Source organism: Rhodococcus sp. p52 (assembly GCF_000763325.2).
GTDB lineage: Bacteria > Actinomycetota > Actinomycetes > Mycobacteriales > Mycobacteriaceae > Rhodococcus > Rhodococcus pyridinivorans.
Map to the genome: position 1 here is coordinate 3215943 of NZ_CP016819.1, position 25953 is coordinate 3241895.

Annotated in this window: 24 protein-coding genes and 1 pseudogene; 20 read left to right on the forward strand and 5 right to left on the reverse strand. The window is 69.3% G+C overall.

Going from position 1 to position 25953, the window contains the following annotated elements:
- The first annotated feature begins 62 nt into the window (after positions 1-62).
- The 8 genes from IM25_RS14855 (at position 63) to mutM (ending at position 7997) form a co-directional block, all read left to right on the forward strand.
- On the forward strand, positions 63-3464 hold the full coding sequence (locus tag IM25_RS14855) for a pyruvate carboxylase (protein ID WP_006551203.1): 3402 nt from the start codon (positions 63-65) through the stop codon (positions 3462-3464).
- Positions 3461-4027, forward strand: a complete 567-nt coding sequence (gene rsmD / locus IM25_RS14860; RefSeq protein WP_006551204.1) for a 16S rRNA (guanine(966)-N(2))-methyltransferase RsmD — start codon at positions 3461-3463, stop codon at positions 4025-4027. The genes IM25_RS14855 and rsmD overlap by 4 nt, the downstream gene beginning before the upstream one ends.
- Entirely contained in the window at positions 4024-4515 is a 492-nt protein-coding gene (coaD, locus tag IM25_RS14865) for a pantetheine-phosphate adenylyltransferase (protein WP_006551205.1), read from the forward strand. Before rsmD ends, coaD begins: the two co-directional genes overlap by 4 nt.
- A gap of 137 nt (positions 4516-4652) precedes the next feature.
- Entirely contained in the window at positions 4653-5411 is a 759-nt protein-coding gene (locus IM25_RS14870; protein WP_006551206.1) for a DivIVA domain-containing protein, read from the forward strand.
- Between the two features lie 101 nt (positions 5412-5512).
- Positions 5513-6127 (forward strand): YceD family protein, encoded by a 615-nt coding sequence (locus IM25_RS14875; protein WP_006551207.1) that lies wholly within the window; start codon positions 5513-5515, stop codon positions 6125-6127.
- A gap of 2 nt (positions 6128-6129) precedes the next feature.
- On the forward strand, positions 6130-6312 hold the full coding sequence (gene rpmF, locus IM25_RS14880) for a 50S ribosomal protein L32 (RefSeq protein WP_006551208.1): 183 nt from the start codon (positions 6130-6132) through the stop codon (positions 6310-6312).
- 11 nt (positions 6313-6323) lie between these two features.
- On the forward strand, positions 6324-7127 hold the full coding sequence (rnc, locus tag IM25_RS14885; RefSeq protein ID WP_006551209.1) for a ribonuclease III: 804 nt from the start codon (positions 6324-6326) through the stop codon (positions 7125-7127).
- Between the two features lie 6 nt (positions 7128-7133).
- Positions 7134-7997 (forward strand): bifunctional DNA-formamidopyrimidine glycosylase/DNA-(apurinic or apyrimidinic site) lyase, encoded by an 864-nt coding sequence (gene mutM, locus IM25_RS14890; RefSeq protein WP_006551210.1) that lies wholly within the window; start codon positions 7134-7136, stop codon positions 7995-7997.
- Positions 7998-8034: 37 nt separating this feature from the next.
- On the opposite strand, the gene pcaG is transcribed toward mutM, so the two are convergent.
- Complete coding sequence (gene pcaG, locus IM25_RS14895) at positions 8035-8718, reverse strand: protocatechuate 3,4-dioxygenase subunit alpha (RefSeq protein ID WP_033096482.1); 684 nt, start codon at positions 8716-8718, stop codon at positions 8035-8037.
- Entirely contained in the window at positions 8715-9446 is a 732-nt protein-coding gene (pcaH, locus tag IM25_RS14900) for a protocatechuate 3,4-dioxygenase subunit beta (protein WP_065996145.1), read from the reverse strand. Before pcaH ends, pcaG begins: the two co-directional genes overlap by 4 nt.
- A gap of 94 nt (positions 9447-9540) precedes the next feature.
- On the opposite strand from pcaH, the gene IM25_RS14905 reads away from it, so the two are divergent.
- From IM25_RS14905 to IM25_RS14955, 11 genes and pseudogenes are all read left to right on the forward strand, one after another.
- A complete protein-coding gene (locus tag IM25_RS14905) occupies positions 9541-10512 on the forward strand; it encodes a LysR substrate-binding domain-containing protein (RefSeq protein ID WP_033096483.1) in 972 nt (323 codons plus the stop codon).
- Positions 10505-10942 (forward strand): OsmC family protein, encoded by a 438-nt coding sequence (locus IM25_RS14910; protein WP_033096484.1) that lies wholly within the window; start codon positions 10505-10507, stop codon positions 10940-10942. The genes IM25_RS14905 and IM25_RS14910 overlap by 8 nt, the downstream gene beginning before the upstream one ends.
- 3 nt (positions 10943-10945) lie before the next feature.
- On the forward strand, positions 10946-11233 hold the full coding sequence (locus IM25_RS14915) for an acylphosphatase (RefSeq protein ID WP_019289083.1): 288 nt from the start codon (positions 10946-10948) through the stop codon (positions 11231-11233).
- 88 nt (positions 11234-11321) lie between these two features.
- Positions 11322-12296, forward strand: a complete 975-nt coding sequence (locus IM25_RS14920) for an SMP-30/gluconolactonase/LRE family protein (RefSeq protein ID WP_084295021.1) — start codon at positions 11322-11324, stop codon at positions 12294-12296.
- A gap of 36 nt (positions 12297-12332) precedes the next feature.
- Complete coding sequence (smc, locus tag IM25_RS14925) at positions 12333-15959, forward strand: chromosome segregation protein SMC (protein WP_033096486.1); 3627 nt, start codon at positions 12333-12335, stop codon at positions 15957-15959.
- A 12-nt stretch (positions 15960-15971) separates the two neighbouring features.
- Positions 15972-17531, forward strand: a complete 1560-nt coding sequence (ftsY, locus tag IM25_RS14930) for a signal recognition particle-docking protein FtsY (protein ID WP_033096487.1) — start codon at positions 15972-15974, stop codon at positions 17529-17531.
- Positions 17532-17752: 221 nt separating this feature from the next.
- The gene (locus IM25_RS14935; protein WP_006551219.1) at positions 17753-19060 is read left to right on the forward strand and encodes an ammonium transporter; all 1308 of its coding nucleotides are present in this window, start codon (positions 17753-17755) and stop codon (positions 19058-19060) included.
- A gap of 63 nt (positions 19061-19123) precedes the next feature.
- On the forward strand, positions 19124-19462 hold the full coding sequence (locus IM25_RS14940) for a P-II family nitrogen regulator (protein ID WP_006551220.1): 339 nt from the start codon (positions 19124-19126) through the stop codon (positions 19460-19462).
- On the forward strand, positions 19452-21965 hold the full coding sequence (locus IM25_RS14945; RefSeq protein ID WP_024100623.1) for a [protein-PII] uridylyltransferase: 2514 nt from the start codon (positions 19452-19454) through the stop codon (positions 21963-21965). The genes IM25_RS14940 and IM25_RS14945 overlap by 11 nt, the downstream gene beginning before the upstream one ends.
- A 128-nt stretch (positions 21966-22093) precedes the next feature.
- Positions 22094-23662 (forward strand): signal recognition particle protein, encoded by a 1569-nt coding sequence (ffh, locus tag IM25_RS14950; protein ID WP_065996146.1) that lies wholly within the window; start codon positions 22094-22096, stop codon positions 23660-23662.
- Between the two features lie 87 nt (positions 23663-23749).
- Positions 23750-24040: pseudogene (locus IM25_RS14955) on the forward strand (amidohydrolase family protein); the annotation flags it as partial.
- Between the two features lie 335 nt (positions 24041-24375).
- Here the strand turns inward: IM25_RS14955 and IM25_RS26095 are convergent.
- The gene (locus IM25_RS26095) at positions 24376-24672 is read right to left on the reverse strand and encodes a hypothetical protein (protein WP_156665151.1); all 297 of its coding nucleotides are present in this window, start codon (positions 24670-24672) and stop codon (positions 24376-24378) included.
- Between the two features lie 190 nt (positions 24673-24862).
- On the opposite strand from IM25_RS26095, the gene IM25_RS26100 reads away from it, so the two are divergent.
- Positions 24863-25018, forward strand: coding sequence for a hypothetical protein (locus IM25_RS26100; RefSeq protein WP_024100467.1), 156 nt, complete (start codon positions 24863-24865; stop codon positions 25016-25018).
- Between the two features lie 76 nt (positions 25019-25094).
- Here IM25_RS26100 and IM25_RS27485 read toward each other — a convergent pair whose 3' ends face one another.
- Both IM25_RS27485 and IM25_RS27490 read right to left on the reverse strand, forming a co-directional pair.
- Entirely contained in the window at positions 25095-25328 is a 234-nt protein-coding gene (locus IM25_RS27485) for a hypothetical protein (RefSeq protein ID WP_052039964.1), read from the reverse strand.
- Positions 25329-25625: 297 nt separating this feature from the next.
- Positions 25626-25883, reverse strand: coding sequence for a hypothetical protein (locus IM25_RS27490; RefSeq protein ID WP_264721985.1), 258 nt, complete (start codon positions 25881-25883; stop codon positions 25626-25628).
- Between the last annotated feature and the right edge of the window lie 70 nt (positions 25884-25953).

Here is a 25953-nt window from a genome sequence, read left to right on the forward strand (position 1 = left end):
CTTGTCCCACGATGTGGAACGCGCGTCGAAGGCGGCATGTTACGTCGCGGTACCGTCGACCAATGTTCTCGAAAGTGCTTGTCGCCAACCGTGGCGAGATCGCGATCCGCGCATTCCGTGCCGCCTACGAACTGGGCGCCGGGACGGTCGCGGTGTTCCCGTACGAAGACCGGAACTCCCTGCACCGGTTGAAGGCCGACGAGGCCTATCAGATCGGTGAGGAGGGGCACCCGGTCCGCGCATATCTGTCGGTCGAGAAGATCGTCGAAGCGGCCGTGTCGGCCGGTGCCGACGCGATCTACCCCGGCTACGGCTTCCTCTCCGAGAATCCGGACCTCGCCGCGGCGTGCGCCGAAGCGGGCATCACCTTCGTCGGTCCGTCGGCGGAGATCCTCGAACTGACGGGCAACAAGGCCCGCGCGATCGCCTCGGCGAAGGCCGCCGGCCTCCCGGTGCTGGCGTCGTCGGAGCCGTCGTCGGACGTCGACGAGCTGGTCGCCGCCTCGGAAACGATGAACTTCCCGGTCTTCGTCAAGGCTGTCGCCGGCGGTGGCGGACGCGGCATGCGCCGGGTCGCCGAGCCCTCCCAACTGCGCGAGGCCATCGAAGCCGCCTCCCGCGAGGCCGACGCGGCCTTCGGTGATCCCACCGTCTTCCTGGAGCAGGCCGTGGTCAACCCGCGGCACATCGAGGTGCAGATCCTCGCCGACAAGCACGGCAACGTCATCCACCTGTACGAGCGCGACTGCTCGGTGCAGCGCCGCCACCAGAAGGTCATCGAGCTCGCCCCCGCCCCGAATCTCGATCCCGAGCTTCGCGACCGCATCTGCGCCGACGCCGTCGCCTTCGCCAAGGAGATCGGCTACCAGTGCGCGGGCACCGTCGAGTTCCTCGTCGACGAACGCGGCAACCACGTGTTCATCGAGATGAACCCGCGTATCCAGGTCGAGCACACGGTCACCGAGGAGATCACCGACGTCGACCTTGTGCAGTCCCAGCTGCGTATCGCCGCAGGCGAGTCGCTCGAGGAACTGGGCCTGTCGCAGGAGGGCATCACCATCCGCGGCGCGGCGCTGCAGTGCCGCATCACCACCGAGGACCCGGCCAACGGGTTCCGTCCGGACACCGGCCGCATCACCGGCTACCGCACTCCGGGCGGTGCCGGTATCCGTCTCGACGGCGGCACCTCGGTCGGCGCGGAGATCTCCGCCCACTTCGACTCGATGCTCGTCAAGCTCACCTGCCGCGGCCGCAACTTCGAGACCGCCGTCGCCCGCGCGCGCCGCGCGGTCGCCGAGTTCCGTATCCGCGGTGTCGCCACGAACATCCCGTTCCTGCAGGCGGTGCTCGACGACGAGGACTTCCGCGGCGGCAACGTCAACACCTCGTTCATCGAGGAGCGCCCGCACCTGCTGACTCTGCGCTCGTCCGCCGACCGCGGCACCAAGATCCTGCGGTACCTCGCCGACGTGACGGTGAACAAGCCGCACGGCGAGCGCACCACGACGGTCTACCCGCACGACAAGCTGCCCGCGATCGACCTGAACGCCGAGCCGCCGGCCGGTTCGCGTCAGCGTCTGCTCGAGCTCGGACCCGAGGGCTTCGCCCGTGCGCTGCGTGACCAGAAGGCGATCGGCGTCACCGACACCACCTTCCGCGACGCCCACCAGTCGCTGCTCGCGACCCGCGTGCGCAGCAAGGACCTGCTGACGGTGGCCGGGCACGTGGCCCGGATGACGCCGCAACTGCTGTCGATCGAGGCGTGGGGCGGCGCGACCTACGACGTCGCACTGCGCTTCCTGCACGAGGATCCGTGGGAGCGGCTCGCGGCGCTGCGCGAGGCGATCCCGAACATCAACCTGCAGATGTTGCTGCGCGGACGCAACACCGTCGGCTACACCCCCTACCCGGAGGCCGTCACCCGCGCCTTCGTGCAGGAGGCCACCGACACCGGCATCGACATCTTCCGCATCTTCGACGCGCTGAACAACGTCGACCAGATGCGTCCGGCAATCGACGCGGTGCGCGAGACCGGCACCACCCTCGCCGAGGTCGCGATGTCCTACACCGGCGACCTGTCGAACCCGAACGAGTCGATCTACACGCTCGACTACTACCTGCGTCTGGCCGAGGAGATCGTCGAGGCCGGTGCGCACGTCCTGGCCATCAAGGACATGGCGGGTCTGCTGCGCGCCCCGGCCGCCGCGACGCTCGTGTCGGCGCTGCGGAGCAACTTCGATCTGCCGGTGCACGTGCACACGCACGACACCCCGGGCGGTCAGCTCGCCACCTACCTTGCGGCCTGGCACGCCGGTGCCGACGCCGTCGACGGTGCGTCCGCGGCGCTGGCCGGTACGACGAGCCAGCCCGCCCTGTCGGCGATCGTCGCCGCCGCGGCGAACAGCGAGTTCGACACCGGTCTCGACCTGCAGGCCGTGTGCGATCTCGAGCCGTACTGGGAGGCGCTGCGCAAGGTGTACGCACCGTTCGAGTCGGGGCTGCCCGCACCGACCGGCCGCGTCTACACCCACGAGATCCCCGGCGGTCAGCTGTCGAACCTGCGCCAGCAGGCCATCGCGCTGGGCCTCGGCGACCGATTCGAAGAAGTCGAGGCCGCCTACGCCGGCGCCGACCGCCTCCTGGGCCGCCTGATCAAGGTCACGCCGTCGAGCAAGGTCGTCGGCGACCTCGCGCTGCACCTCGTGGGCGCGGGCGTCTCGGTCGACGACTTCGCCGCCGAGCCCGGCAAGTACGACATCCCCGATTCGGTGATCGGCTTCCTGCGCGGCGATCTCGGGACCCCGGCCGGCGGCTGGCCGGAGCCCTTCCGCAGCAAGGCGCTGTCGGGCCGCGCCGAGCCCAAGCCGATCACCCCGCTCGCGCCGGAGGAGGAGAAGGCCCTCGGCGGTTCGTCCGACGAGCGTCGCCGCATGCTCAACCGCCTGCTCTTCCCGGGCCCCGCGAAGGAGTTCGAGCAGCACCGCGAGACCTACGGCGACACCACCGAGCTGTCGGCCAACCAGTTCTTCTACGGTCTGCGGCACGGCGACGAGCACCGGGTGCGCCTGGACAAGGGTGTCGAACTGCTCATCGGCCTCGAGGCGATCTCCGATGCCGACGAGAAGGGTTACCGCACGGTCATGTGCATCCTCAACGGGCAGCTGCGCCCGGTGTCGGTGCGCGACCGCTCGGTGGCCGCGGAGACCCCTGCCGCGGAGAAGGCCGACCGCAACCATCCCGGTCACGTCGCGGCGCCGTTCGCCGGCATGGTCACCCTCGTCGTGTCCGAGGGCGACAGCGTCTCGGCGGGCGACACCGTCGCCACGATCGAGGCCATGAAGATGGAGGCCGCGATCACCGCGCCGCGCGGCGGCCGCATCACGCGCGTCGCGATCGGGCCGGTGCAACAGGTCGAAGGTGGCGACCTGCTCGTCGAGGTGTCCACGGGAGACAGCGCCGAGTGACACGGATCGTCGCCGGCCGGGCAGGGGGGCGGCGCCTGAAGGTGCCGCCCCGCGGAACCCGGCCCACCTCCGAACGGGTGCGCGAAGCCCTGTTCAGTTCGCTCGACGCACGCATGGACATCGACGGGGCCGCCGTCCTCGACCTCTACGCGGGGTCGGGGGCGCTCGGCCTCGAGGCGCTGTCCCGCGGCGCCGAGCACGCGATGCTCGTCGAGTCCGACGCGAAGGCGGCGGGCGTGATCCGCGAGAACATCGCGACGGTCGGACTGTCCGGTGCGGTGCTGCGCACCGCACCGGTATCCGCCGTGCTTGCGGGCACCCCCGACCGCGTCTACGACCTCGTCCTGGCCGACCCGCCCTACGCCGTGACCGAGGAGGCCGTCACCGGCGTGCTCGGGACGCTGGTGTCCGGAGGTTGGGTCGAGGACGGCTCGATCGTCGTGGTCGAACGGTCGTCGCGATCACCGGAAACGGTGTGGCCGCAGGGATTCGAGGTCGGCAGGTCGAAGCGCTACGGCGAGACGAGAGTGGAAATCGCCACCTGCTACGGTGCTGGGTCATGAGCCGCGCGGTCTGCCCAGGATCCTTCGACCCGGTCACCAACGGACACCTCGACGTCATCGGCAGGGTCTCGGCCCAGTTCGACGAGGTCGTCGTGACCGTCACGATCAATCCCAACAAGCAGGGGATGTTCACGATCGACGAACGCCTCGAGATGCTCACCGAGGCCACGTCGCACCTGCCGAACGTCACGGTCGACGCCTGGCAGGGCCTGCTCGTCGACTACGCCCGCGAGCGGGGGATCACCGCGATCGTCAAGGGCCTGCGCGGCGCCAACGATTTCGACTACGAGCTGCAGATGGCGCAGATGAACCACAAGCTCACCGGCGTCGACACGCTGTTCGTCGCCACCAACCCGGTCTACAGCTACCTTTCGAGCTCGCTCGTCAAGGAGGTCGCGACCTACGGTGGCGACGTCTCCGAGATGCTGCCGGGCTCCGTGCACGATCGTCTGCTCACGCGCCTGGCCGAGCGAGCCGCCGCGAAATAGACCGGACCTCCGCACGGCCTGTGACGGCCGTATCCCGACACACCGAGCGCAGGGCACACGAGCGTGCCCTGCGCTGCGGCAGACTGGACGGCGGCGCGGCCGCACCGGTCGTGTCGAGCGAGTGATTGGGGTTGGGCGTGTACCGGGTATTCGAGGCACTCGACGAGCTGGTCGCAATCGTCGAAGAGGCACGTAGCGTTCCGATGACGGCGAGCTGCGTGGTACCGCGCGGCGATGTCCTCGAATTGCTCGACGACGTGCGCGATGCGTTGCCGCCCGAACTCGACGACGCGCAGGACGTCCTCGATCACCGTGACAAGCTGATCAACGACGCGCGGGCTCAGGCCGACAAGACGGTCGGGGACGCCGACGAGGAGGCACGCACCCTCCTCGAGGACGCGCGCGCCGACGCCGACCGCATGCTCGCGGACGCGAAGGCCCAAGCGGACCGGATGGTCAAGGAGGCCCGCGCCCACGCCGAGGAACTGGTGCGCGATGCGCAGGCCGAGGCCGACGATCTCGTCGCCGAGGGCAACAAGCAGTACGAGAGCGTGACCGGACGTGCCCGCGTCGAGGCCGACCGTCTGGTCGAGTCCGGGCAGGCGTCCTACGAGCGTTCCGTGGCCGAGGGCGAGGCCGAGAAGGCACGTCTGGTGTCGCAGACCGAGGTCGTGCAGGCCGCACACGCCGAGTCGGCGCGTGTCATCGATTCGGCCCACGCCGAGTCCGACCGTCTCCGGACGGAGTGCGACGAGTACATCGACGGCAAGCTGGGAGAGTTCGAGGAACTGCTCGGCACCACGCTGCGGTCCGTCGGCCGCGGCCGGCAGCAGCTGCGGCTGTCGGGTGCTCCCGACTTCGCGGAGGCCGACCACCGGGCGAGCCGTCGCCGCTGACCCGCGGGATTTTCGCTCCTGCCGCCCATCGCGTATCATGGAGCGGTTGCCCTATCACGACCGAGTCGTGTCCTGCGTCGTCCGAAGAAGGTGAGTTCCCCGTGTCCACCCGTGATTCCAGCACGTCCCGTTCCGGCCGGGACTCGGGGCTGGTGTTCGACACGCTCTCCCTGGGCCGCCGGCCCGGTTCGATGCGTACGGTCGAGCGGAAGGTGCCGTCACCCTCGCGCATCGGGCTCGATCTGATCGCGATCGAGGAAGGCTCCGAGATCGATCTCGATCTCCGCCTGGAGTCGGTGTCCGAGGGCGTCCTGGTCACCGGTAGTGTTCGTGTCGACGCCCTCGGCGAGTGCTCTCGATGCCTCGAGTCGTTCACCGAGCCGGTGGACGTGTACCTCACCGAGCTGTTCGCCTACCCGAACAGCGTCACTGAGCAGACCACCGAGGACGACGAGGTGTACCGCGTCGAGAACGATCTGATCGATCTCGAACCGGTCCTCGTGAACGCGGTTGGTCTGGAACTTCCGCTGCAGCCGTTGTGTAGTGACGACTGTGCGGGATTGTGCCCCGAATGCGGCATTCGCCTGGCGATTGCAGAATCCGGGCACCGTCATGAGACAATGGATCCTCGCTGGGCTGGGTTGGCAGCCAAGTTCGGCGCGGGCTCCGAAGAACCCAGCAGTCAAATCGACAGCTCGAACAACGAGGAGAAGTAGACGTGGCCGTCCCCAAGCGCAGAATGTCGCGTTCCAACACCCGGTCGCGGCGCAGCCAGTGGAACACCACTGCGCCGACGCTCGTCACCTGCCCGAACCGGGGTTGCGGAGAGAAGAAGCTGCCCCACGTGGCGTGCCCGTCGTGCGGCACCTACAACGGCCGTCAGGTGACCGCGCCCGTCTAATCGGTATTCACGTGACGAGCAAGTCCTCCGAAACAGCTACCGAGGGCGGCGAAGAGAGCCACGAGTCTCTCCTCGCCGCCCTCGGCGTGCCTCTGGACGCAGAACTCCTGTCCTTGGCGCTCACCCACCGCTCGTACGCCTACGAGAACGGCGGATTGCCCACCAACGAACGTCTCGAGTTCCTCGGCGATGCCGTCCTCGGGCTCGCGGTGACCGAAAAGCTCTACCTCACCCACCCGGACAAGTCCGAGGGCGAACTCGCCAAGATCCGCGCGAGCGTTGTCAACATGCACGCGCTCGCCGAGGTGGCGCGCGGCCTCGGAGAAGGCGGGCTCGGAGTGCATCTCCTGCTCGGCAAGGGCGAGGAACTGACGGGCGGACGCGACAAGGCCAGCATCCTGGCCGACGGAATGGAATCGCTCCTCGGCGCCGTCCATCTCGCGCACGGCATCGATGTCGCGCGCGAAGTGGTTCTGCGCCTGTTCGCCGCGCTGCTCGAACGCGGCCCGCGCCTCGGTGCCGGTCTGGACTGGAAGACGAGTCTGCAGGAACTCACCGCCGAGCGCGGTCTCGGTGTTCCCGCCTACGAGATCACCGCCACCGGTCCGGATCACGACAAGGAATTCACCGCCACCGCCCTCATCGGTGGCAATCCCTACGGCACCGGTGTCGGACGCACCAAGAAGGAAGCCGAGCAGAAGGCCGCGTCGGCCGCATGGAACGCGCTGACCGAGGGCACTGCTGCCGAGACCGGTGATGCCGGGGCTTCCGACCAGCAGTCCGGATCCGCCGACACGCCCACCGAGGACAACTGACCGCAGGTGCCCGAACTTCCCGAGGTCGAGGTGGTCCGTCGCGGACTCGACGCGCACGTCGTCGGCGCGACTGTGGACTCGGTGCAGGTGCTGCATCCGCGTGCCGTCCGACGGCACGAGCCCGGTCCGCGCGATCTCGCACTGCAGGTGACCGGTCAGAAGGTCGCTTCGGTCGAGCGCCGCGGCAAGTACATGTGGCTCGTGCTCGAACCGGCCGATCTGGCTCTCGTGGTGCATCTGGGGATGAGCGGGCAGATGCTCGTGCAGCCTCCGACCGTGCCGGACGAGAAGCATCTGCGTATCCGCGCCGTCCTCGACAACGGTGCCGATCTGCGTTTCGTCGACCAGCGCACCTTCGGAGGCTGGGCCCTGGCCCCGCTCGTGGAGGTGGACGGTGATCGTCTGCCGCTGCCGGTCGCGCACATCGCCCGCGACCCGATGGATCCCCGGTTCGACCCGGATGCGGTCGTGGCCGTGCTGCGCACCAAGCACACCGAGATCAAGCGTGCGCTGCTCGACCAGACCGTCGTCTCCGGCATCGGCAACATCTACGCCGACGAAGCGCTGTGGCGCGCAAGGATTCACGGGAACCGGCCCACCGACGCGCTGTCGCGTCCGAAGCTCCGGTCGGCTCTCGATGCGGCCACCGAGGTGATGGCGGAGGCCCTCGGGCAGGGTGGTACGTCGTTCGACGCCCTGTACGTCAACGTCAACGGGGAGTCCGGCTACTTCGAGCGTTCCCTGAACGTCTACGGACGCGAGAACGAGCCGTGCCGACGCTGCGGCGCGCCGATCCGCCGCGAGAAGTTCATGAACCGCTCGTCGTACAGCTGCCCGAAGTGTCAGCCACGACCGCGAACGACCCGGTAGCGCACGCGCATACCGGGCCGTTCGGAAAGGTGGTGGTTCAGATGTCGAAGAAGACCGTCTCGGCGCCACCGTCCGGAGTGTCCTGCAGCCGGATGTCGATCGTGTAGACGGTGCGTCCGTCGCGCTCGGAACGCGACGCGATCAGGGTGTTGCGCCGCACCTCCCATTCGATGCCCTTCAGGACGGGATCCTCGGCGTTGAGCCCGGCCTCGTCCTCGAAGTAGACCCGCGTGTGCAGCCCGAGGTTGATTCCGCGCGCGAAGATCACCAGCAGGATGTGGGGTGCCGAGACGGAGCCGTCGGGGTTGGTGACGGCCCCGGGCTTGATCGTCTCGATCGTGAACACGCCCGTCTCGAAGTCGCCGCCGGTGCGTCCCCAGCCGCGGAAGTTCGGATCGAGATCCTTGTCCTGTGCGTCGTCCGGATGTGCGTACCGGCCGTGCGCGTTCGCCTGCCAGTTCTCGAGCAGGGCGTCGCGCACCGGGGTGCCGGTGCCGTCGATGACGCGGCCCTCCAACACGATTCGCTCGCCCTCGGTCTCGTCGGTGACGAGGACGTTGCCGAAGTTGTTGTCGAAGATGTCGAAGCCGGCCTGCTGCGGCGCGAGCCCGATGTGGACGTACGGGCCGCCGGTCTGCGAGGGCGTTTCCGGGAAACGCGTGACCATCGCGCGGGGGAGCAGCGGGGGCACGGGCCGGTAGGGATCGGTGGGCAGGCTCATCGCGGGGCTCCCGGGAGGTCGGTGTTCTCGAAGAAGGTGGCGCGGCGACCGCGCAGGGTGATGTCCCAGCGGTAGGCGCGGGCGTCGAACGGCGCGTTGGAGGCGGGGGCCTCCTGGGCGATCAGGCTGCGGAGCTGATCCACGGTCGGGATCGTCCGCGCGATCGGGCACTTCTCGATGAGCGGGTCGCCCTCGAAGTACAGCTGGGTGATCAGGCGCTGGGCCCACCCACGGCCGAGGATCGACACGTGGATGTGCGCCGGGCGCCAGGCGTTGCGGCTGTTGCCCCACGGATATGCGCCGGGTTTGATCGTCCGGAACTGGTAGTAGCCGTTCGCGTCCGTGAGCATCCGCCCGCAACCGCCGAAGTTCGGATCGATGGGAGCGAGATAGGTGTCCTTCTTGTGGCGGTACCGGCCACCGGCGTTGGCCTGCCACACCTCGACGAGTGCGCCCTCGACCGGATTGCCGAACTCGTCCTTGACGAAGCCGTGGACGATGATGCGCTCACCGATCGGCAGGCCGTCCTTCGAGAAGTTCAGGATCAGGTCGTTGTCGAGGGCGCCGAGCTCGTCGCTGCGGAAGACAGGTCCGGTGATCTCCGACAGGGTCGGCTTCGGCGTGATGAGCGCGTTGCGCGGTGCGCGCAGCACCGACGTGCGGTAGCCGGGGGTGAGCGCGGGTGGGTGCAGTGTGTGGTCGCGCTCGACGTATTCGCCGGTGGACATGCGATCTCCGATCTCTGAGCTGTGGACACAACCATAAGGTGAATAAAAACTCATGTAAATTGACAAAACGGCAGTTGATTCATAACTTTCAGTAATGCAATCCGCGTTCGGTCCGTCCTCGTCCGTCCCGGAGCAGGTGCGACGCATCCGCCTCCGGCACCTGAGATGTTTCGTCACCGTCGCGCGCGAGGGTCAGGTCGGTCGGGCCGCCGAGCTGTTGCAGCTGAGTCAGCCGGCCGTCACGAAGACACTCAACGAGCTCGAGGTGCTCGCCGGAGCGAAACTCCTCGACCGCGGCCGACACGGTGCGCGCCTCACCGCGGCGGGTCACCGCTTCCTGCGATACGCGCAGGACGTCACCACCTCACTGGACGCAGCTGTGGCCGCACTGGCGGGAGCGGCCGAACCCGCCCGCGAGCCGCTGCGGATCGGGGCACTACCCACCGTGGCCGGGTACGTACTCCCCGAAGCTCTGGCGGAGCTGCGCCGCGTGCGCGCCGATCTGGACATCCGGATCCGCACCGACCCCAATGCCGTCCTGCTGTCGGCGCTCGCCGCCGGCGCCCTCGACGTCGTCCTCGGGCGCATGGCCGAACCGTCCCGGATGGTGGGGCTGTCGTTCGAGCTCCTGTACGCGGAGACGCTGATCCTCGTCGTCCGGCCCGGCCACCCCCTCGCCGGGCGTTCCGTCTCCGTCGCCGACACGCTCGAACACCCCCTGGTGGTCGCGACCAGCGGAACCGTACCGCGCCACGCGACCGAGGCATTGTTCGAACGTCACGGCCTGCGACTGCCGGTCGGGCTGATCGAGACACTCGACCTCGCCGTGGCACGCGGGGTGGTGCGGCGCAGCGACGCCGTGTGGATCACCACCGAACGCGCAGCCCGGGACGACCTCGCCGACGGCGTGGTCCGGCGCCTGGACCTACCCACCGCGGGCACCGTCGAACCGGTCGGAGTGCTGCGACGCAGTGCCGACGCGTCGTCCGCCGAGGTCGAGGACTTCGTGACCATCCTGCGCGACATCGCGGTCGACGGGACATGGCAGGATTTCCTCCATGGCTGACCAGACTTCCGACCTTCCCACCACCGAGCTGTGGGTCGAGCGCACCGGCACGCGCCGTTACACCGGACGCAGCTCCCGCGGCGCCGAGGTGCTCATCGGCTCGGAGAGCGTCGAGGGCGTCTTCACCCCGGGCGAGCTGCTCAAGATCGCGCTCGCCGCGTGCTCCGGCATGGCTTCGGACTTCCCGCTGTCCCGCCGACTCGGCGACGACTACGACGCGACGATCCGCGTCTCCGGTGCCGCCGACCGCGAGAACGAGGTCTACCCGCACCTCGAGGAGGAGATGATCCTCGACCTGTCGGAGCTCGACGCAGACGCACGGGACCGCCTCATCGCCCTCGTCGAACGCTCCGTCGACAAGGTGTGCACGGTGGGCCGCACCCTCGAGGCGGGCACCGAGGTCTCGCTGACGATCACCCCCGAGGACTGATCGATGAGCGCCCCCGCAGACGTCGAACGGCTCACGGCGTGGGTGCACGGCCGCGTCCAGGGGGTCGGTTTCCGCTGGTTCACGCGTGCCCGCGCACTCGAACTCGGTCTCGTCGGGCACGCGACGAATCATCCCGACGGTCGCGTCATGGTCGTGGCCGAAGGCCCCCGGCCGGCACTCGAACAGCTCCTCGCGTGGCTGCGATCCGGCGACACCCCCGGTGAGGTGCGGCTCGTCGTCGAATCGTGGGATCCCGCGCGCGGCGACCTCGACGGTTTCGTCGAACGCTGACATCCGTCCTGTTTGTCCGTTCGGCTTGGTATCCTGCCCCGATCGGGTGCAAGCGGCCGGGGGGTCGCGGTCGGCGAGGGGGAGACATATGGGCAGGCGTGCACGTTCGACGATGGTGGCGGCAGCAGCCGCCGCTGTGGCAGTGGCACCCCTGGCCGCAGCACCGGCGGCGGCCGGTCCCACTGCCGCAGCACCGGCGGCGGCCGGTCCCGCTGCCACAGCACCGGCGGCGTTCGTTCCGGCTGCCTGCGCACCGCGGTCCGTCACGACGGTCGCGTCGGGGCTCGGTGTCCTCGAGAACCTGGCGTTCGACGAGCGGGGCGGTCTGCTCGTCTCGGACACCTCCTTCGTCGGCCCCGGAGCGCTGCGCCGGATCACTCCCGACGGCAGCGTGACCACCGTGCTGTCCGAGGTGACCGGTCCGGGCGGCATCGTCGTCGACGTTCCCACCGTGTACCTGAACGTGGGCAACACGACCGTCTCGGGGTTGGCCGGGATCGCCGACGGCACGATCGACACGCTCGACCTCGACACGGGTGAACGCGGCACCCACGGCACCGGGCTGGTCATGCCCAACGGCCTCGGCCAGCTGTCGGACGGATCGATGCTCACCTCACGCGATCTCGGCGAGGTCGGACTCACCCTCGTGCCCGCCGGCGGTGGCGAGGCCCGCGTCGTCCGTACCGATCTCGGATCCGTCAACGGCATCGCCGTCGACGGCGACACCGTCTACACCGTGACGACCTTCGAGAACGTCAACCGGCTCCACATCCTCGACGCACGCGACCTCGAAGGACCCGTGCGCAGCATCGACCTGCCCGGGCCGGGGCTGCTCTCTATGCCCGACGACCTCACGATCGGTCCCGACGGCGCGCTGTACATCGCGCTCAACCTCGCCGGCGCGGTCCTGCGGGTCGATCCGGCGACCGGGCACAGCTGCCGCATCGCCGAGGGCATCCCACTGATGTCCTCGCTCGCCTTCGGTTCGGGACCGGGCTGGGACCCGAACGTCCTGTACACGACCGGTTTCGACGGGACGGTCCGCGCGGTGCACCCGGCCTAGGAAAGCGGTCACAACCCGCCGGTAGAGTTCTCACCCATGTACCTCAAGAGTCTGACGTTGAAGGGCTTCAAGTCCTTCGCCTCGTCGACGACTCTCCGTTTCGAACCGGGTATCACCTGTGTGGTGGGCCCCAACGGGTCCGGCAAGTCGAACGTCGTCGACGCACTCACCTGGGTGATGGGGGAGCAGGGCGCCAAGGCCCTGCGCGGCGGCAAGATGCAGGACGTCATCTTCGCCGGAACCGCCGGCCGCCCGCCGCTCGGACGCGCCGAGGTCACGCTCACCATCGACAACTCCGACGGTGCGCTGCCCATCGAGTACTCCGAGGTCTCCGTCACTCGCCGCATGTTCCGCGACGGCGCGGGCGAATACGAGATCAACGGCAGTTCCTGCCGTCTCATGGACGTACAGGAACTGTTGTCCGACTCCGGTATCGGCCGCGAGATGCACGTCATCGTCGGTCAGGGCCGCCTCGCCGCGATCCTCGAATCCCGCCCGGAGGACCGACGCGCCTTCATCGAGGAGGCCGCCGGCGTCCTCAAGCACCGCAAGCGCAAGGAAAAGGCGCTGCGCAAGCTCGACTCGATGCAGGCCAACCTCGCGCGCCTCACCGACCTCACCGCCGAGCTGCGCCGCCAGCTCAAACCGCTCGGCCGGCAGGCCGAGGTCGCGCGTCGCGCCCAGACCATCCAGGCCGACCTGCGCGACGCGCGGTTACGTCTGGCCGCCGACGACCTCGTCACGCGCCGCGCCGAACTCGCCGGGCACGACGAGCAGGAAAAGATGGTCCGGGAGCGGCTCGACACCGTGCTCGCGGCCTTCGACGACGCTAACGCCGAACTCGCCCGCCACGAACAGGCCCTCGCGCAGCTCACCCCCGGTGCCGAAGCGGCGTCGCAGACCTGGTTCCGCCTGTCCGCCCTCGCCGAGCGCGTCTCGGCGACCGTGCGGGTCGCGCAGGAACGCGCCCGGCACCTGCACGCCGAACCCGAGGACCGTTCCGGTCAGGATCCCGACGAGATGGAAGCCCGTGCCGACCGGATCGCCGCCGAGGAAGCGGAACTGGTCGAGGCCGTCGAGATCGCGCACGGAGCCCTCGAGGCGGCCCGCGAGCAGCTCGCCGCGCAGGAGGAGGCTGCAGCGGCCGCCGAACGCGCACATCTGGCCGCGGTGCGTGCCGTCGCCGACCGGCGCGAGGGCCTCGCGCGTCTCGCAGGCCAGGTCGAGACGATGCGCACCCGCGCCGAATCGATCGACGCGGAGATCGCACGCCTGACCGTCGCCATCGAGGAGGCCCGGCTCCGCGGCGTCGCCGCACAGGCCGAGTTCGAGACCGCTCAGGCACGCATCGACGATCTCGACGCCGGTGAGATCGACGCCGACGCGCAGCACGAACGAGCGCTGGAAGCACAGCGGCTCGCCGACGAGCGGGTCACCGAACTCCAGGAGGCAGAACGCGCCGCGGGCAAGGTGGTCGCCTCGCTCGGCGCCCGTATCGAAGCCCTGTCGCTGGGACTCGAACGCACCGACGGCGCGGCCTGGCTGATCGACACGCGTTCCGGCGACGGACTCGTGGGGCGCCTCGCCGACCGGCTCCGGGTGTCCTCGGGATACGAGGCCGCCGTCGCAGCTGCCTTCGGCGCCGCGGCCGACGCCCTCGAGGTGGAGTCGGCCGACGCCGCGATCTCGGCGGTCGCAGCGCTCGCCGAAGCCGACCAGGGCCGGGTGGCATTCGTCCTGCCCGGCACTGCCGGTCCCACCGACACCGGCGACCTGCCGTCCGGTGCCCGATGGCTCCGCGAGGTCGTCGAGTGCCCCGCCGACCTGCGCGGAGGCGTCGACGGCCTGCTGGCCCGCACCGTCGTGGTCGACGACCTGCCCATTGCCCTCGGGGTCTGCGCTGCCCGGCCCGATCTGCGCGCCGTGACGCGCGGAGGAGACCTCGCCGGCGCGGGCTGGGTGGTCGGCGGCTCGCACCGCGCCCCGAGCACCCTCGAGATCCAGGCGGCGATCGATACTTCCCGTGCCGGCCTCGAACAGGCCGAACGTCGCTCCGAGGAACTGGCCGCAGCCCTCGCGGGCGCACTCGCGGAACAGGCCGAACGCGCCGAACACGTCGAACAGACCCTTGCCGCGCTCAACGAGTCCGACGCGGCGATGTCGGCCGTCTACGAACAACTCGGTCGGCTCGGCCAGGCGGCACGCACCGCTCACGCCGAATCCGGACGCCTCGCAGCCCAACGCACGGAGGCAGAGAAGGAACGCGACGCGGCACGGGAGAAGCTGGTCGAGCTCGAGGAGCGACTGCGCCTGGCCGAGGACGACTCGGCCGGAAGTAGCGACGGTGCGGGCACCGATCACACCGCCGCCGAGCGGGAGATGGCCGCGTCCGCGCTCGCCGAGGTCCGGGCCGTCGAGGTCGAGGCGCGACTCGCGGCACGCACGGCCGAGGAACGTGCCGAAGCGCTTCGGGGCAAAGCGGATTCGCTCCGCCGCGCCGCGCAGGCCGAGCGCGAGGCCCGCGCTCGTGCCGAACGTGCCCGCGTCGCGCGTCGTCAGGCGGCGGCCGTCGCCGCGGCGGTGGCCGAATCAGGGCAGCGACTCGCCGAACAACTCGAGGTGGCCGTGACGACGGCACTCGCACAGCGCGACGACCTGAACCGGCGCCGCGCCGAATGCGCCGAGCAACTCGAACGGGCCCGCGAACTCGTCCGCGAACTGTCCGTGCAGCGCGACCAGCTCACCGACGCGGTGCATCGCGACGAAGTGGCCCGGGCGCAGGCCTCGCTCCGGATCGAGCAACTCGAACAGACCATCCTCGAGCAGCACGGCATCGCCCTCGACGACCTCGTGGCCGAGTACGGCCCCGACGTGCCGCTGCCGCCGACGCCGCTGGAGATGGCCGAGTACGAGCAGGCCCGCGAACGCGGCGAACAGGTCGTCGCTCCCCAACCGATGCCCTACGACCGGGTCACCCAGGAGCGGCGGGCCAAGCGCGCCGAGAAGGATCTCGCGACGCTCGGACGCGTCAACCCCCTCGCGTTGGAGGAGTTCGCGGCGCTCGAGGAGCGGTACAACTTCCTGTCTACCCAGCTCGAGGACGTCAAGAGCGCCCGCAAGGACCTGCTCGCTGTCGTCGAGGAGGTCGACGCGCGAATACTGCAGGTGTTCACCGAGGCGTACGCCGACGTCGAGCGCGAGTTCGAACAGGTCTTCGCGAAGTTGTTCCCCGGCGGTGAGGGGCGGCTCGTGCTCACCGACCCGAGCGACATGCTCACCACCGGCATCGAGGTCGAGGCCCGCCCGCCGGGCAAGAAGGTCAAGCGCCTGTCGCTGCTGTCGGGCGGCGAGAAATCCCTGACCGCGGTGGCGATGCTGGTCGCGATCTTCCGGGCCCGTCCGTCGCCCTTCTACGTGATGGACGAGGTCGAGGCCGCGCTCGACGACACCAACCTGCGACGGTTGATCGGGCTGTTCGAGCAGCTGCGCGAGAAGTCCCAACTCATCGTCATCACCCACCAGAAGCCGACGATGGAGGTCGCCGATGCGCTGTACGGCGTGAGCATGCGGGGCGACGGCATCACCCGGGTCATCTCGCAGCGACTGCGCGGACGCGAGATCGCGACACCGGTCCCCGAACCGGAGGAAGAGCTCCAGGCCTGACAGTATGGGTGCGTGAGTACCGGAGCCTGGATAGTCATCGCCGCCGCGCTGGCGGTCGTTCTCGTCGCGCTCGTCGTCGGTCTGACCCTCTACCGGCGGCGGCAGGTGTCGCTGAAGGCGCCCGAGACCCCGCAGCTCGATTCCGCCGAGACAAAGGACCGCTCGGGCGGTTACAAGGCGCAGAGCGGATTCAGTTTCTCGCAGGGCACGGCCGCGCCACCGGCGCCGGCCCCCCGACCTGCGCCGAAACCGGCACCGAAGCCTGCGGTGAAGCCGGAGCCGGCGCCCCGCACGGTGCCGTTGCCGGAGGAGATCACCGAAGCTCCGCCGAGCGCACCCGCACCCGCCGAGCCGAAGGCGGAACCTGCGCCTGCGCCGAAGGCGGAACCGAAGCCCGAGCCGAAGGTCGAGCCCAAGCCCGAGCCGGAGCCTGCGGAGCCGAAGCCTGCCGAACCGGAGCCGGTCGAGCCCGAGGTCGCCCCGGAGCCGGAGCGTCCCGCTCCCGAGCCCGTCGAGCCCGAGGTCGAGCCCGCCCCGGCGACAGAGACCGTTGCCGAACCCGAGGTCACCGAACCCGAGGTCGTCGAACCGGAAATCGTCGAACCGGCCGGACCGGCCGCTGTTCCTCCGGCAGCCCCGATCGAGGAGATCGAACCCACCGCAGGTCGCCTCGTCCGCCTGCGCGGCCGTCTGGCCCGCTCGCAGTCGGCGGTCGGCAAGAGCCTGCTCGGCCTGCTCGGTGGTGGCGATCTCGACGAGGACTCCTGGGAGGAGATCGAGGACACGCTGCTCGTGGCCGACCTCGGTGCCGCGACGACCACCAAGATCGTCGACCGTCTGCGTGAGGAGATGGTCGTGAACAACGTGCGCAGCGAGGCCGACGCCCGCGCCGTGCTGCGCAGCGTGCTTGTCGATGAGCTCCGCCCCGAGCTCGACCGCTCCATCCGGGCCCTCCCGCACGAGGACCATCCCGCGGTGCTGCTCGTCGTCGGTGTCAACGGCACCGGAAAGACCACGACGACCGGCAAGCTCGCCCGCGTGCTCGTCGCGGACGGACGCCGGGTGCTGCTCGGTGCCGCCGACACCTTCCGTGCCGCGGCCGCCGACCAGCTGCAGACCTGGGCCGAACGCGTCGGCGCCGAGGTCGTCCGCGGCAAGGAGGCCGCCGATCCGGCCGCGGTGGCGTTCGATGCCGTCGCGAGGGGCATCGACAACGGTGTCGACGCGGTCCTCGTCGACACCGCCGGCCGCCTGCACACCAAGACCGGCCTGATGGACGAGCTCGGCAAGGTCAAGCGCGTCGTGGAGAAGAAGGCCGCCGTCGACGAGGTTCTGCTCGTCCTCGACGCGACGATCGGCCAGAACGGTCTGATGCAGGCCCGCGTGTTCGCCGAGGTCGTCGACATCACCGGTGTGGTGCTCACCAAGCTCGACGGAACCGCCAAGGGCGGCATCGTCTTCCAGGTGCAGCACGAACTCGGCGTCCCGGTGAAGCTGGTGGGTCTCGGTGAGGGCGCCGACGATCTCGCCCCCTTCGAACCGGAAGCCTTCGTGGACGCCCTGTTGGGCTGATCCGCACCGCGTCCGTTGTTCCGGCCGCTGTCCGCTCATGCGGGCAGCGGCCGGTTCCGTCGGTGGGGATGCGGTGTCCGAAAAGTGTGAAACAAGGATGAAACAAGGTCGGTTCCTGCGTTCACGCCCACGAAACAGCGCGGCGCCCCCACGGAAACATCCGGGCAGCAAGCTTTCCCTCGACAACGCGCCGCTCGGCGCGGCCTACAGGGAGGTTGCAAGTGGAGGAAGTGGTGAACACCGGCGACGCAGCGTGGATGCTGATAGCAGCGTCGCTCGTGCTTCTGATGACCCCGGGCCTGGCGTTCTTCTACGGCGGGATGTCCCGTTCCAAGTCCGTGCTCAACATGATGATGATGTCCTTCGGCGCGATGGCCGTGATCGGGGTCATCTACGTCCTGTGGGGCTGGTCGATGTCCTACGGCAACGAGAGCGTACTCGGGATCTTCGCGAACCCCTTCGAGCAGTTCGGTCTGCAGGGAGCCATGTACGGCGAGGATGGTGAGTTCCTTGCAAGTGGTTCGGGCAACTACCCGCAGATCATCGACATCGGTTTCCAGGTGACCTTCGCGATCATCACTACCGCCCTGATCAGCGGTGCGCTGGCCGAGCGCGTGAAGTTCGGTACGTGGATGGCGTTCGCGGCCATCTGGGTCACCTGCGCCTACTTCCCGCTCGCCCACATGGTGTGGGGTGGCGGCCTGCTCTCGGGCTCCGAGGACAGCATCGCAGCGGCCATGTTCGGCACCGTCGAGGACGGCGGAGAAGTCAGCGCCGCGGTGGAGCCGATCGACTTCGCCGGTGGCACGGTCGTCCACATCAACGCCGGTATCGCCGCTCTCGTCCTGGCCGTCGTCATCGGCAAGCGTGCCGGCTTCGGTCGCACCGCCTTCCGTCCGCACAACCTGCCGTTCGTCATGCTCGGTGCCGCGCTGCTGTGGTTCGGATGGTTCGGCTTCAACGCCGGTTCGGCCTTCGCCGCCGACGGTACTGCCGGCCTGGCCTGGGTCAACACCACCACCGCCACCGCCGCCGCCATCCTCGGCTGGCTCCTCACCGAGCGCATCCGTGACGGCAAGGCCACCAGCCTCGGTGCCGCGTCCGGTACCGTCGCCGGCCTGGTCGCCATCACCCCCGCTGCAGGCTCGCTGAGCCCGGTCGGATCGATCGCCCTCGGCGTCATCGCCGGTGTCCTGTCCGCCCTCGCGGTGGGTCTGAAGTACAAGTTCGGTTACGACGACTCGCTCGACGTCGTGGGTGTCCACCTCGTGTCCGGCCTGTGGGGCACGGTCGCCATCGGCTTCCTCGGCACCGAGACCGGATTGTTCTACGGTGGCGATTACAAGCAGCTCGTCATCCAGATCGTCATCGCAGTCGTCGCCCTGGTGTTCACCGCCGTCGTCACCGCAGTGATCGCCTTCGCACTCAAGCCCATGGGCTGGCGTGTGAGCGACGAGGAAGAGGCCCGCGGTATCGACGAAGCCGAACATGCGGAATCCGCATACGACTTCGCGCCGGCTCTCAAGTGATAAGAAGACCACGACAGTGAGCAGGGATGACAGCGGCCAGCGGGCTCTGGGAAGGATGAGGATATGAAGCTGATCACGGCGATCATCAAGCCGTTCACGCTCGAGGACGTCAAGGCAGGCCTGGAGCAGGCCGGTGTGCTGGGAATGACAGTCAGCGAGGTGCAGGGGTACGGCCGCCAGAAGGGCCACACCGAGGTCTACCGCGGAGCCGAGTACTCCGTCGACTTCGTGCCGAAGGTCCGTGTCGAGGTCGTCATCGACGACTCCGCTGTCGACAAGGTCGTCGAGACCATCGTCGAGGCCTCCCGTACCGGCAAGATCGGCGACGGCAAGGTGTGGGTCACGCCCGTGGAAGCCGTTGTCCGGGTCCGCACCGGAGAACGAGGTTCGGATGCGCTCTGACCCCCAGGGGTCCGGCACTCGAGGCCCTGATCGCGCTGCTTCGGCAGCGGGATCGGGGCCTTCGGTGTCCTCGGCCCGCACAACCGCACCGGCGGGGGCCGCCGATCTGGCGGCCGCCCGCGACACCCTGCTCTCCGGCGGCCCCCGCAGCCGCCGCCTCGACACCGTGGCCCTGCGCCACGCCCTCGTGGACCTGCACGAATTCTGGTTGACGACGAAGGGCTCCGAACTCGGCATCAAGCGCGAGGGAGGCTTCGCCATCGTCGCCGTCGGGGGTCTCGGACGCCGCGAGATGCTCCCGTACTCCGATCTCGATCTCATCCTCCTCCACGACGACATGGCGCCGTCCGTCGTGTCGAAGGTCGCCGACGAGCTCTGGTACCCGCTGTGGGACGCGCACATCAAGCTCGACCACAGTGTCCGGACGGTGCCCCAGGCCCTCCAGGTGTTCTCGTCCGATCTGACGGCCGCGTTGGGAATGCTCGAGGCGCGGCACATCGCGGGCGACGCCCAGCTGAGCAATCTGCTCATCGGTGGTGTGCGACGGCAGTGGCGCACCGGCATCCGGTCCCGCTTCGACGAACTCATCGAGACGACCGAGGTGCGATGGCAGCGCAGCGGGCAGATCGCCCACCGGGCCGAACCCGACCTCAAGAGCGGTCGCGGCGGGTTGCGGGACGTGCAGTTGCTCAATGCCCTGTCCGTTGCGCAGCTCACCGACGGCATGCCAGGACTCGGACCCGACGTCCCGGGCGGCGGGCTCGCGGCCGCCCACCGGCGACTGCTCGATGTACGCACCGAGCTGCACCGCGTCGCCGGCCGCTCCCGCGACCAGCTGCGCGCGCAGGACGCCGACGAGATCGCCGCGGCGCTGCGGATCGGCGACCGTTTCGATCTTGCGCGGGTGCTCACCGAATCGGCCCGCACGATCAGCTATTCCGTCGACGTCGGTCTGCGCACCGCGGCCAATTCGCTGCCGCGCAAGGGTCTGTCGCGTCTGCGCCGCGGACCGGTGCGGCGTCCGCTCGACGAAGGGGTCGTCGAGCACGGGGGAGAGGTCGCCCTCGCACGCGACGCGCATCCGCGTCGCGATCCGGGCCTGATCACGCGGGTCGCGGCGGCCGCTGCGCAGGCCGGACTGCCCGTCTCGGCGGCCACGCTCACCCGACTCGCCGATCACGCACCGGAGCTGCGCGAACCCTGGCCCCGGGAAGCCCTCGACGACTTCCTGGTGCTGCTCGGCTCGGGACGTCGCGCGGTCGACGTCATCGAGTCGCTGGACCGCACCGGACTGTGGGGGAGGTTGCTCCCCGAATGGGGTGCGGTGCGCGACCTGCCGCCCCGCGACGCCGTCCACACGTGGACCGTCGACAGGCACCTCGTCGAGACCGCCGTGTACGCGAGCGAACTGACGACGCGGGTCTCCCGTCCGGACCTGCTCGTCCTCGGCGCATTGCTGCACGACATCGGGAAGGGACGCGGCGGCGACCACAGCGTGGTCGGTGCCGAACTGGCCCTGCAGATCGGGCGGCGGATGGGCCTGTGGCCTTCGGATCTGGCGCTGCTCACCTCGATGGTGCGGCACCATCTGCTCCTGCCGCACACCGCGACCCGCCGCGATCTCGACGATCCGGAGACCGTGGCCGCGGTCGTCGGCGCCCTCGACGGGGATCCGGTGCTGCTCGACCTGCTCCACGCCTTGGCCGAGGCGGATTCGCAGGCCACCGGCCCGGGGGTGTGGGGGGACTGGAAGGCGTCGCTGATCCGGGAACTCGTGCGCCGCTGCCGCATGATGATGGCGGGGGACGAGCTGCCGGCACCGGATCCGATCGATCCCGCCCTCGCGAACCTCGCCGAGGACGGCGCCCTGCACGTCGCGCTCGAACCACGCGAGGACGGCCGCAGCTTCTCCGCGACCTTCGTCGCGCCCGACGAGCGGGGCGTGCTCTCCGACGAGGCCGGTGTGCTCTCCCTGCACGGTCTGCGGGTGCTGTCGGCCTCGATCGGCAGTCACGCCGGCAGCACGGTCAACAGCTTCGTCGTGGCTCCGAGATTCGGTTCACCGCCCGAAGCGGCCCTGCTCCGGCAGGAACTCGTGCGGGCGCGCTCCGGCGATCTCGACCTCCTCGGTGCCCTCGAGGCCAAGGACCGCGCCGAACGGGAGAGCCGGCTTCCCGAGCGAACGGCCCGGGCGGTTCCGGTCAGCGCCGCTCTCGCGCCGCCGCGGATCATCTGGTTCGAAGGATCCGAATCGGACCAGGTCGTGCTCGAGATCCGGTCGGAGGACCGGATCGGTCTGCTGTGCCGTCTCGCGGACGTCTTCGAGCGTGTCGGAGCCGACGTGCGGTGGGCGCGGGTGAGCACGCTGGGTTCGACGGTGATCGACTCGTTCTGCGTCGATCTCGCCGGTGCCCACACCCGTGTCTCCCGGGAACATCTCGAGAAGGAACTGTTGTCGGTCCTGCCTGCTCCCGAGCCGCCCGCACCCGTCGACAGAGCGTGACCGACGGATCGTGACAGCGCGGGTGGCCCGCGCTGTGGTGTGGCCACCCGCGATCGCGAGGGATCGGGAGCGGTTACCCTGGTTCGCAGCAATGTCCGCATCTTCGTCAGAGCTCAGGAGCGCATTCGGTGTTCGAATCCCTTTCCGACAGGTTGACAGGGGTCCTGAAGGACCTGCGCGGCAAGGGGCGGCTGTCCGACGCGGACATCGACGCGCCCTGCCGTGAGATCCGCCTCGCCCTGCTCGAGGCCGACGTCGCGCTGCCCGTCGTGCGCGAGTTCATCAAGAAGATCAAGGTGCGCGCCAAGGGCGCCGAGGTGCATGGCGCGCTCAACCCGGCCCAGCAGGTCGTCAAGATCGTCAACGAGGAACTCGTCGGGATCCTCGGCGGCGAGACCCGTCGTCTGCAGTTCGCGAAGAACCCGCCGACGGTCATCATGCTCGCCGGTCTGCAGGGTGCCGGTAAGACCACGCTCGCGGGTAAGCTCGCGAAGTGGCTCAAGGCGCAGGGGCACACCCCGATGCTGGTCGCCTGCGACCTCCAGAGCCCCGGCGCTGTGACCCAGCTGCAGGTGGTCGGTGAGCGTGCCGGCGTGTCGGTCTTCGCGCCCCATCCCGGCACCTCCATCGGCGGAGGCGAGAACGAACTCGGAGTCACCGCCGCCGACCCGATCGCCGTGGCCGAGCAGGGCATCGCCGAGGCGCGCAACAAGCAGTACGACGTGGTCATCGTCGACACCGCCGGTCGCCTCGGTATCGACCAGGAACTCATGGCGCAGGCCGCGGGCATCCGCGACGCAGTGCAGCCCGACGAGGTGTTGTTCGTCCTCGACGCGATGATCGGTCAGGACGCCGTGAGCACAGCCGAGGCGTTCCGCGAGGGCGTCGGCTTCACCGGCGTGGTGCTCACCAAGCTCGACGGCGACGCTCGCGGAGGTGCCGCGCTCAGCGTCCGCGAGCTCACCGGCCAGCCGATCATGTTCGCCTCCACCGGTGAGAAGCTCGAGGACTTCGACGTCTTCCACCCCGAGCGCATGGCCAGCCGCATCCTCGGCATGGGCGACGTGCTCACCCTGATCGAGCAGGCCGAGCAGGTCTTCGACGCCGAGCAGGCCGAGGCCACCGCCAACAAGATCGGTTCCGGCGAGCTCACCCTCGAGGACTTCCTCGAGCAGATGATGGCCGTGCGGAAGATGGGCCCCATCGCCAATCTCCTGGGCATGCTGCCCGGAGCCGGGCAGATGAAGGACGCCCTCGCCAACGTCGACGAGAAGCAGCTCGACCGCATCCAGGCGATCATCCGCGGCATGACGCCGGAGGAGCGCGCCAACCCGAAGATCATCAACGGCTCGCGGCGATTGCGCATCGCCAACGGTTCCGGTGTGAAGGTCTCCGACGTCAACCAGCTCGTCGACCGGTTCTTCGAGGCCCGGAAGATGATGACGGCCATGGCCGGCCAGATGGGCATGCCGGGCGCACGCAAGAATCAGCGCAAGAAGGGCAAGAAGGGGAAGAAGGGCGGTCGCGGACCGACGCCGCCGAAGGTGCGGGGCGGTATGCCCGGCGGCTTCCCCGGTCTCCCAGGCGGCATGCCCGCCGGGATGCCCGACCTGTCGAAGATGCCGAAGGGCCTCGACGAGCTTCCTCCGGGACTCGAGAACTTCGACCTGTCGAAGCTGAAGTTCCCCAAGAACTGAGCCGGTCCGGGGATGACCGTGACCGAGGGTGATGCGCGTTCCTTCGTCGTGTGAGGCCGGTCGTCGGCCGACGGCGAACCCGCCGAACTGTTCGTCGGGGCCGACGGAGCGTTCACGGCCGAGCCCGGCCGCGACGCCGAGGTGCTCTGCGCCGACGGCTGGATCCTGCCGGGCCTCGTCGACGCGCACTGCCATGTCGGCCTCCGGTTCGGTGGGGGAGCGGAGGCCGAGGAGGGTCTGCTCGCGCAGGCCGTCACCGAACGCGACGCGGGTGTCCTGCTGCTCCGCGACGCCGGGTCGCCTGTCGACACCCGGGCCCTCGATCAGCGGACGGACCTGTCCCGGATCATCCGGGCCGGCCGGCACATCGCCCTGCCCAGCGCTCGCTGATGTAGCCCGCTAAGGTAGCCGATCCCTCGATGATGGGAAGGACGGAAGTACATCCCTGACCGCGGGAAGCCCGTGTATGGGTCCGCATACGTGTTCTGCGGATGGGCGGTCATGTCCCGCACTCGGCAACTGGGGCCTTTCGTGACTTCACAATGGTGGTTTCGCCTCGCTGGTGATGAAGCACCGGCGCTGTGGGAATGGCGCTCGATGGGTGCCCCGGATCCGAGATCGCTGGTGTCGGTGCGGCGGCCGCGGTCGTCGGTGCGGCACTCTTCAACACCGACCGACGCACCGGCGAGTACCCGTTGATCGACTGGGGGTGGTCACGCGCCGACGTGATCGACTACACCCGCTCGATCCTCGGCACCAGCGTCGGTAGGAGCGCGTGCACATTCTGTCCGTTCAGCTTTGCCAACAAGAGCAGTCGCGCCGAGAACTTCGCTCGTTATGCCGAAGCACCCGAAGTCGGCGCGAGAACCCTGTTGATGGAACACCTCGCACTCGCGCTCAATCCAGCGCAGGGCCTCGTCGGCGGCCGCCGCCTGATCGAGATGCTCCGCGAGCACCAGCTCGACAACGTCCTGGATGCCGTCGAGGCAATCCTCGAGAGCCACGAGCACGCTATCTACGAGATTCGCCGCATTCTGCGGCCCCGCAAGACCGACCCGACCGAACTCGGCGATGCCGCCCGCTCGGTCCGCATCCGCGGCCGCGGCTCCCGGGCCAGCATGCACAACATCCTCGGTCGCTTCGCGGCCGACGGAGCCGCACAGAACAAGGTTCGCCCGGACATCGGGGACGATGGAAATCGTGCGTGTCTACCAGCACGAACGTGGCCCGGTGTTCCCGACCGTCGAGCGGTACTTCGTCGTCGCCCCGGCCCTGGCGTTACCGAAAGAGCACGCCAACGTCGACCAGTGGTGGACACAAGCCTTCGCCGCCGAGGCGATGCAGCCGGCAGTGTAAGGCGCAGGGGACGTGCCATTTACGCATGTCAGTGGGGGTGTACCGGGTGGGCCGCCGGTCAACGGTCCAAAGATGGTCACATCTTCCACAGAGCCAGCACCGCGGCGCGCAGGCTCGCAGAGATGATGCGGTGGTCGCGGTGCAGGCGCGGGTTCGAGTGACCGCGGTCGGTGAGGATGCGCGTGGCGTCGGATATGGCGATGGGGTCGAGGTCGGCGCGGGCGTGGCGGGTGTGGGGGATGCGGTGGGGGCCGGTTGCGACGACGGCCGGTGGGTCCAGCCGGGTGTCGTCGTTGCTGATCCGGATCACGACGTCGCCGGGCTGGAGACGGGTGCGGCGGTCGGGACCGGGGTTGTCCTCGCGGACCCAGTGGGTGCGATAGCCCGGGTCCGATCCCGGCCAGGGGTACGACGCGGCCGATCTGCCAGATGGCGGTGGCGCTGTCGAGGAACACCTCGTCGACGACGGTGTCCTCGAGACGGTCGAGGAAGGCATGTGCTGCTGCGATGGCGCCGGGATCGTCGGCGATCAGCGCGGTTTTGTCGGCGACGGTGGAGGCGTGCGAGGCGCTGGCCGGGCCGACGATCACCTTCTCTGCGGTGACGATCAGGCCGGTGTGCAGGTTCGCAGTCGACAGCACCTGCACGCCGGCGTCGAGGAAGTGGGCGAGGGTGGTGGGGAGGTGGCGTGTGCGCGCACGGCGGCGCGGGCGGTGTCGACGATCAACTGGCCCTCGCTGCGCAGCGGCAGCAGGTCTGGCGCGGTGTGGTCGAGGTAGGCGATGGCGACGCGCCGGGGTCCGGGCCGGCGCAGGGCCGCGGTGATGGCAGGCCAGGGGTGAGGTGCGTGCAGGGTCGTGCCCATGCTTCGGCACGGTAGCGAACAACGACGTCGTGCACGATGCAGACATGGACCGAGAGAGGCGCTGTCGGCG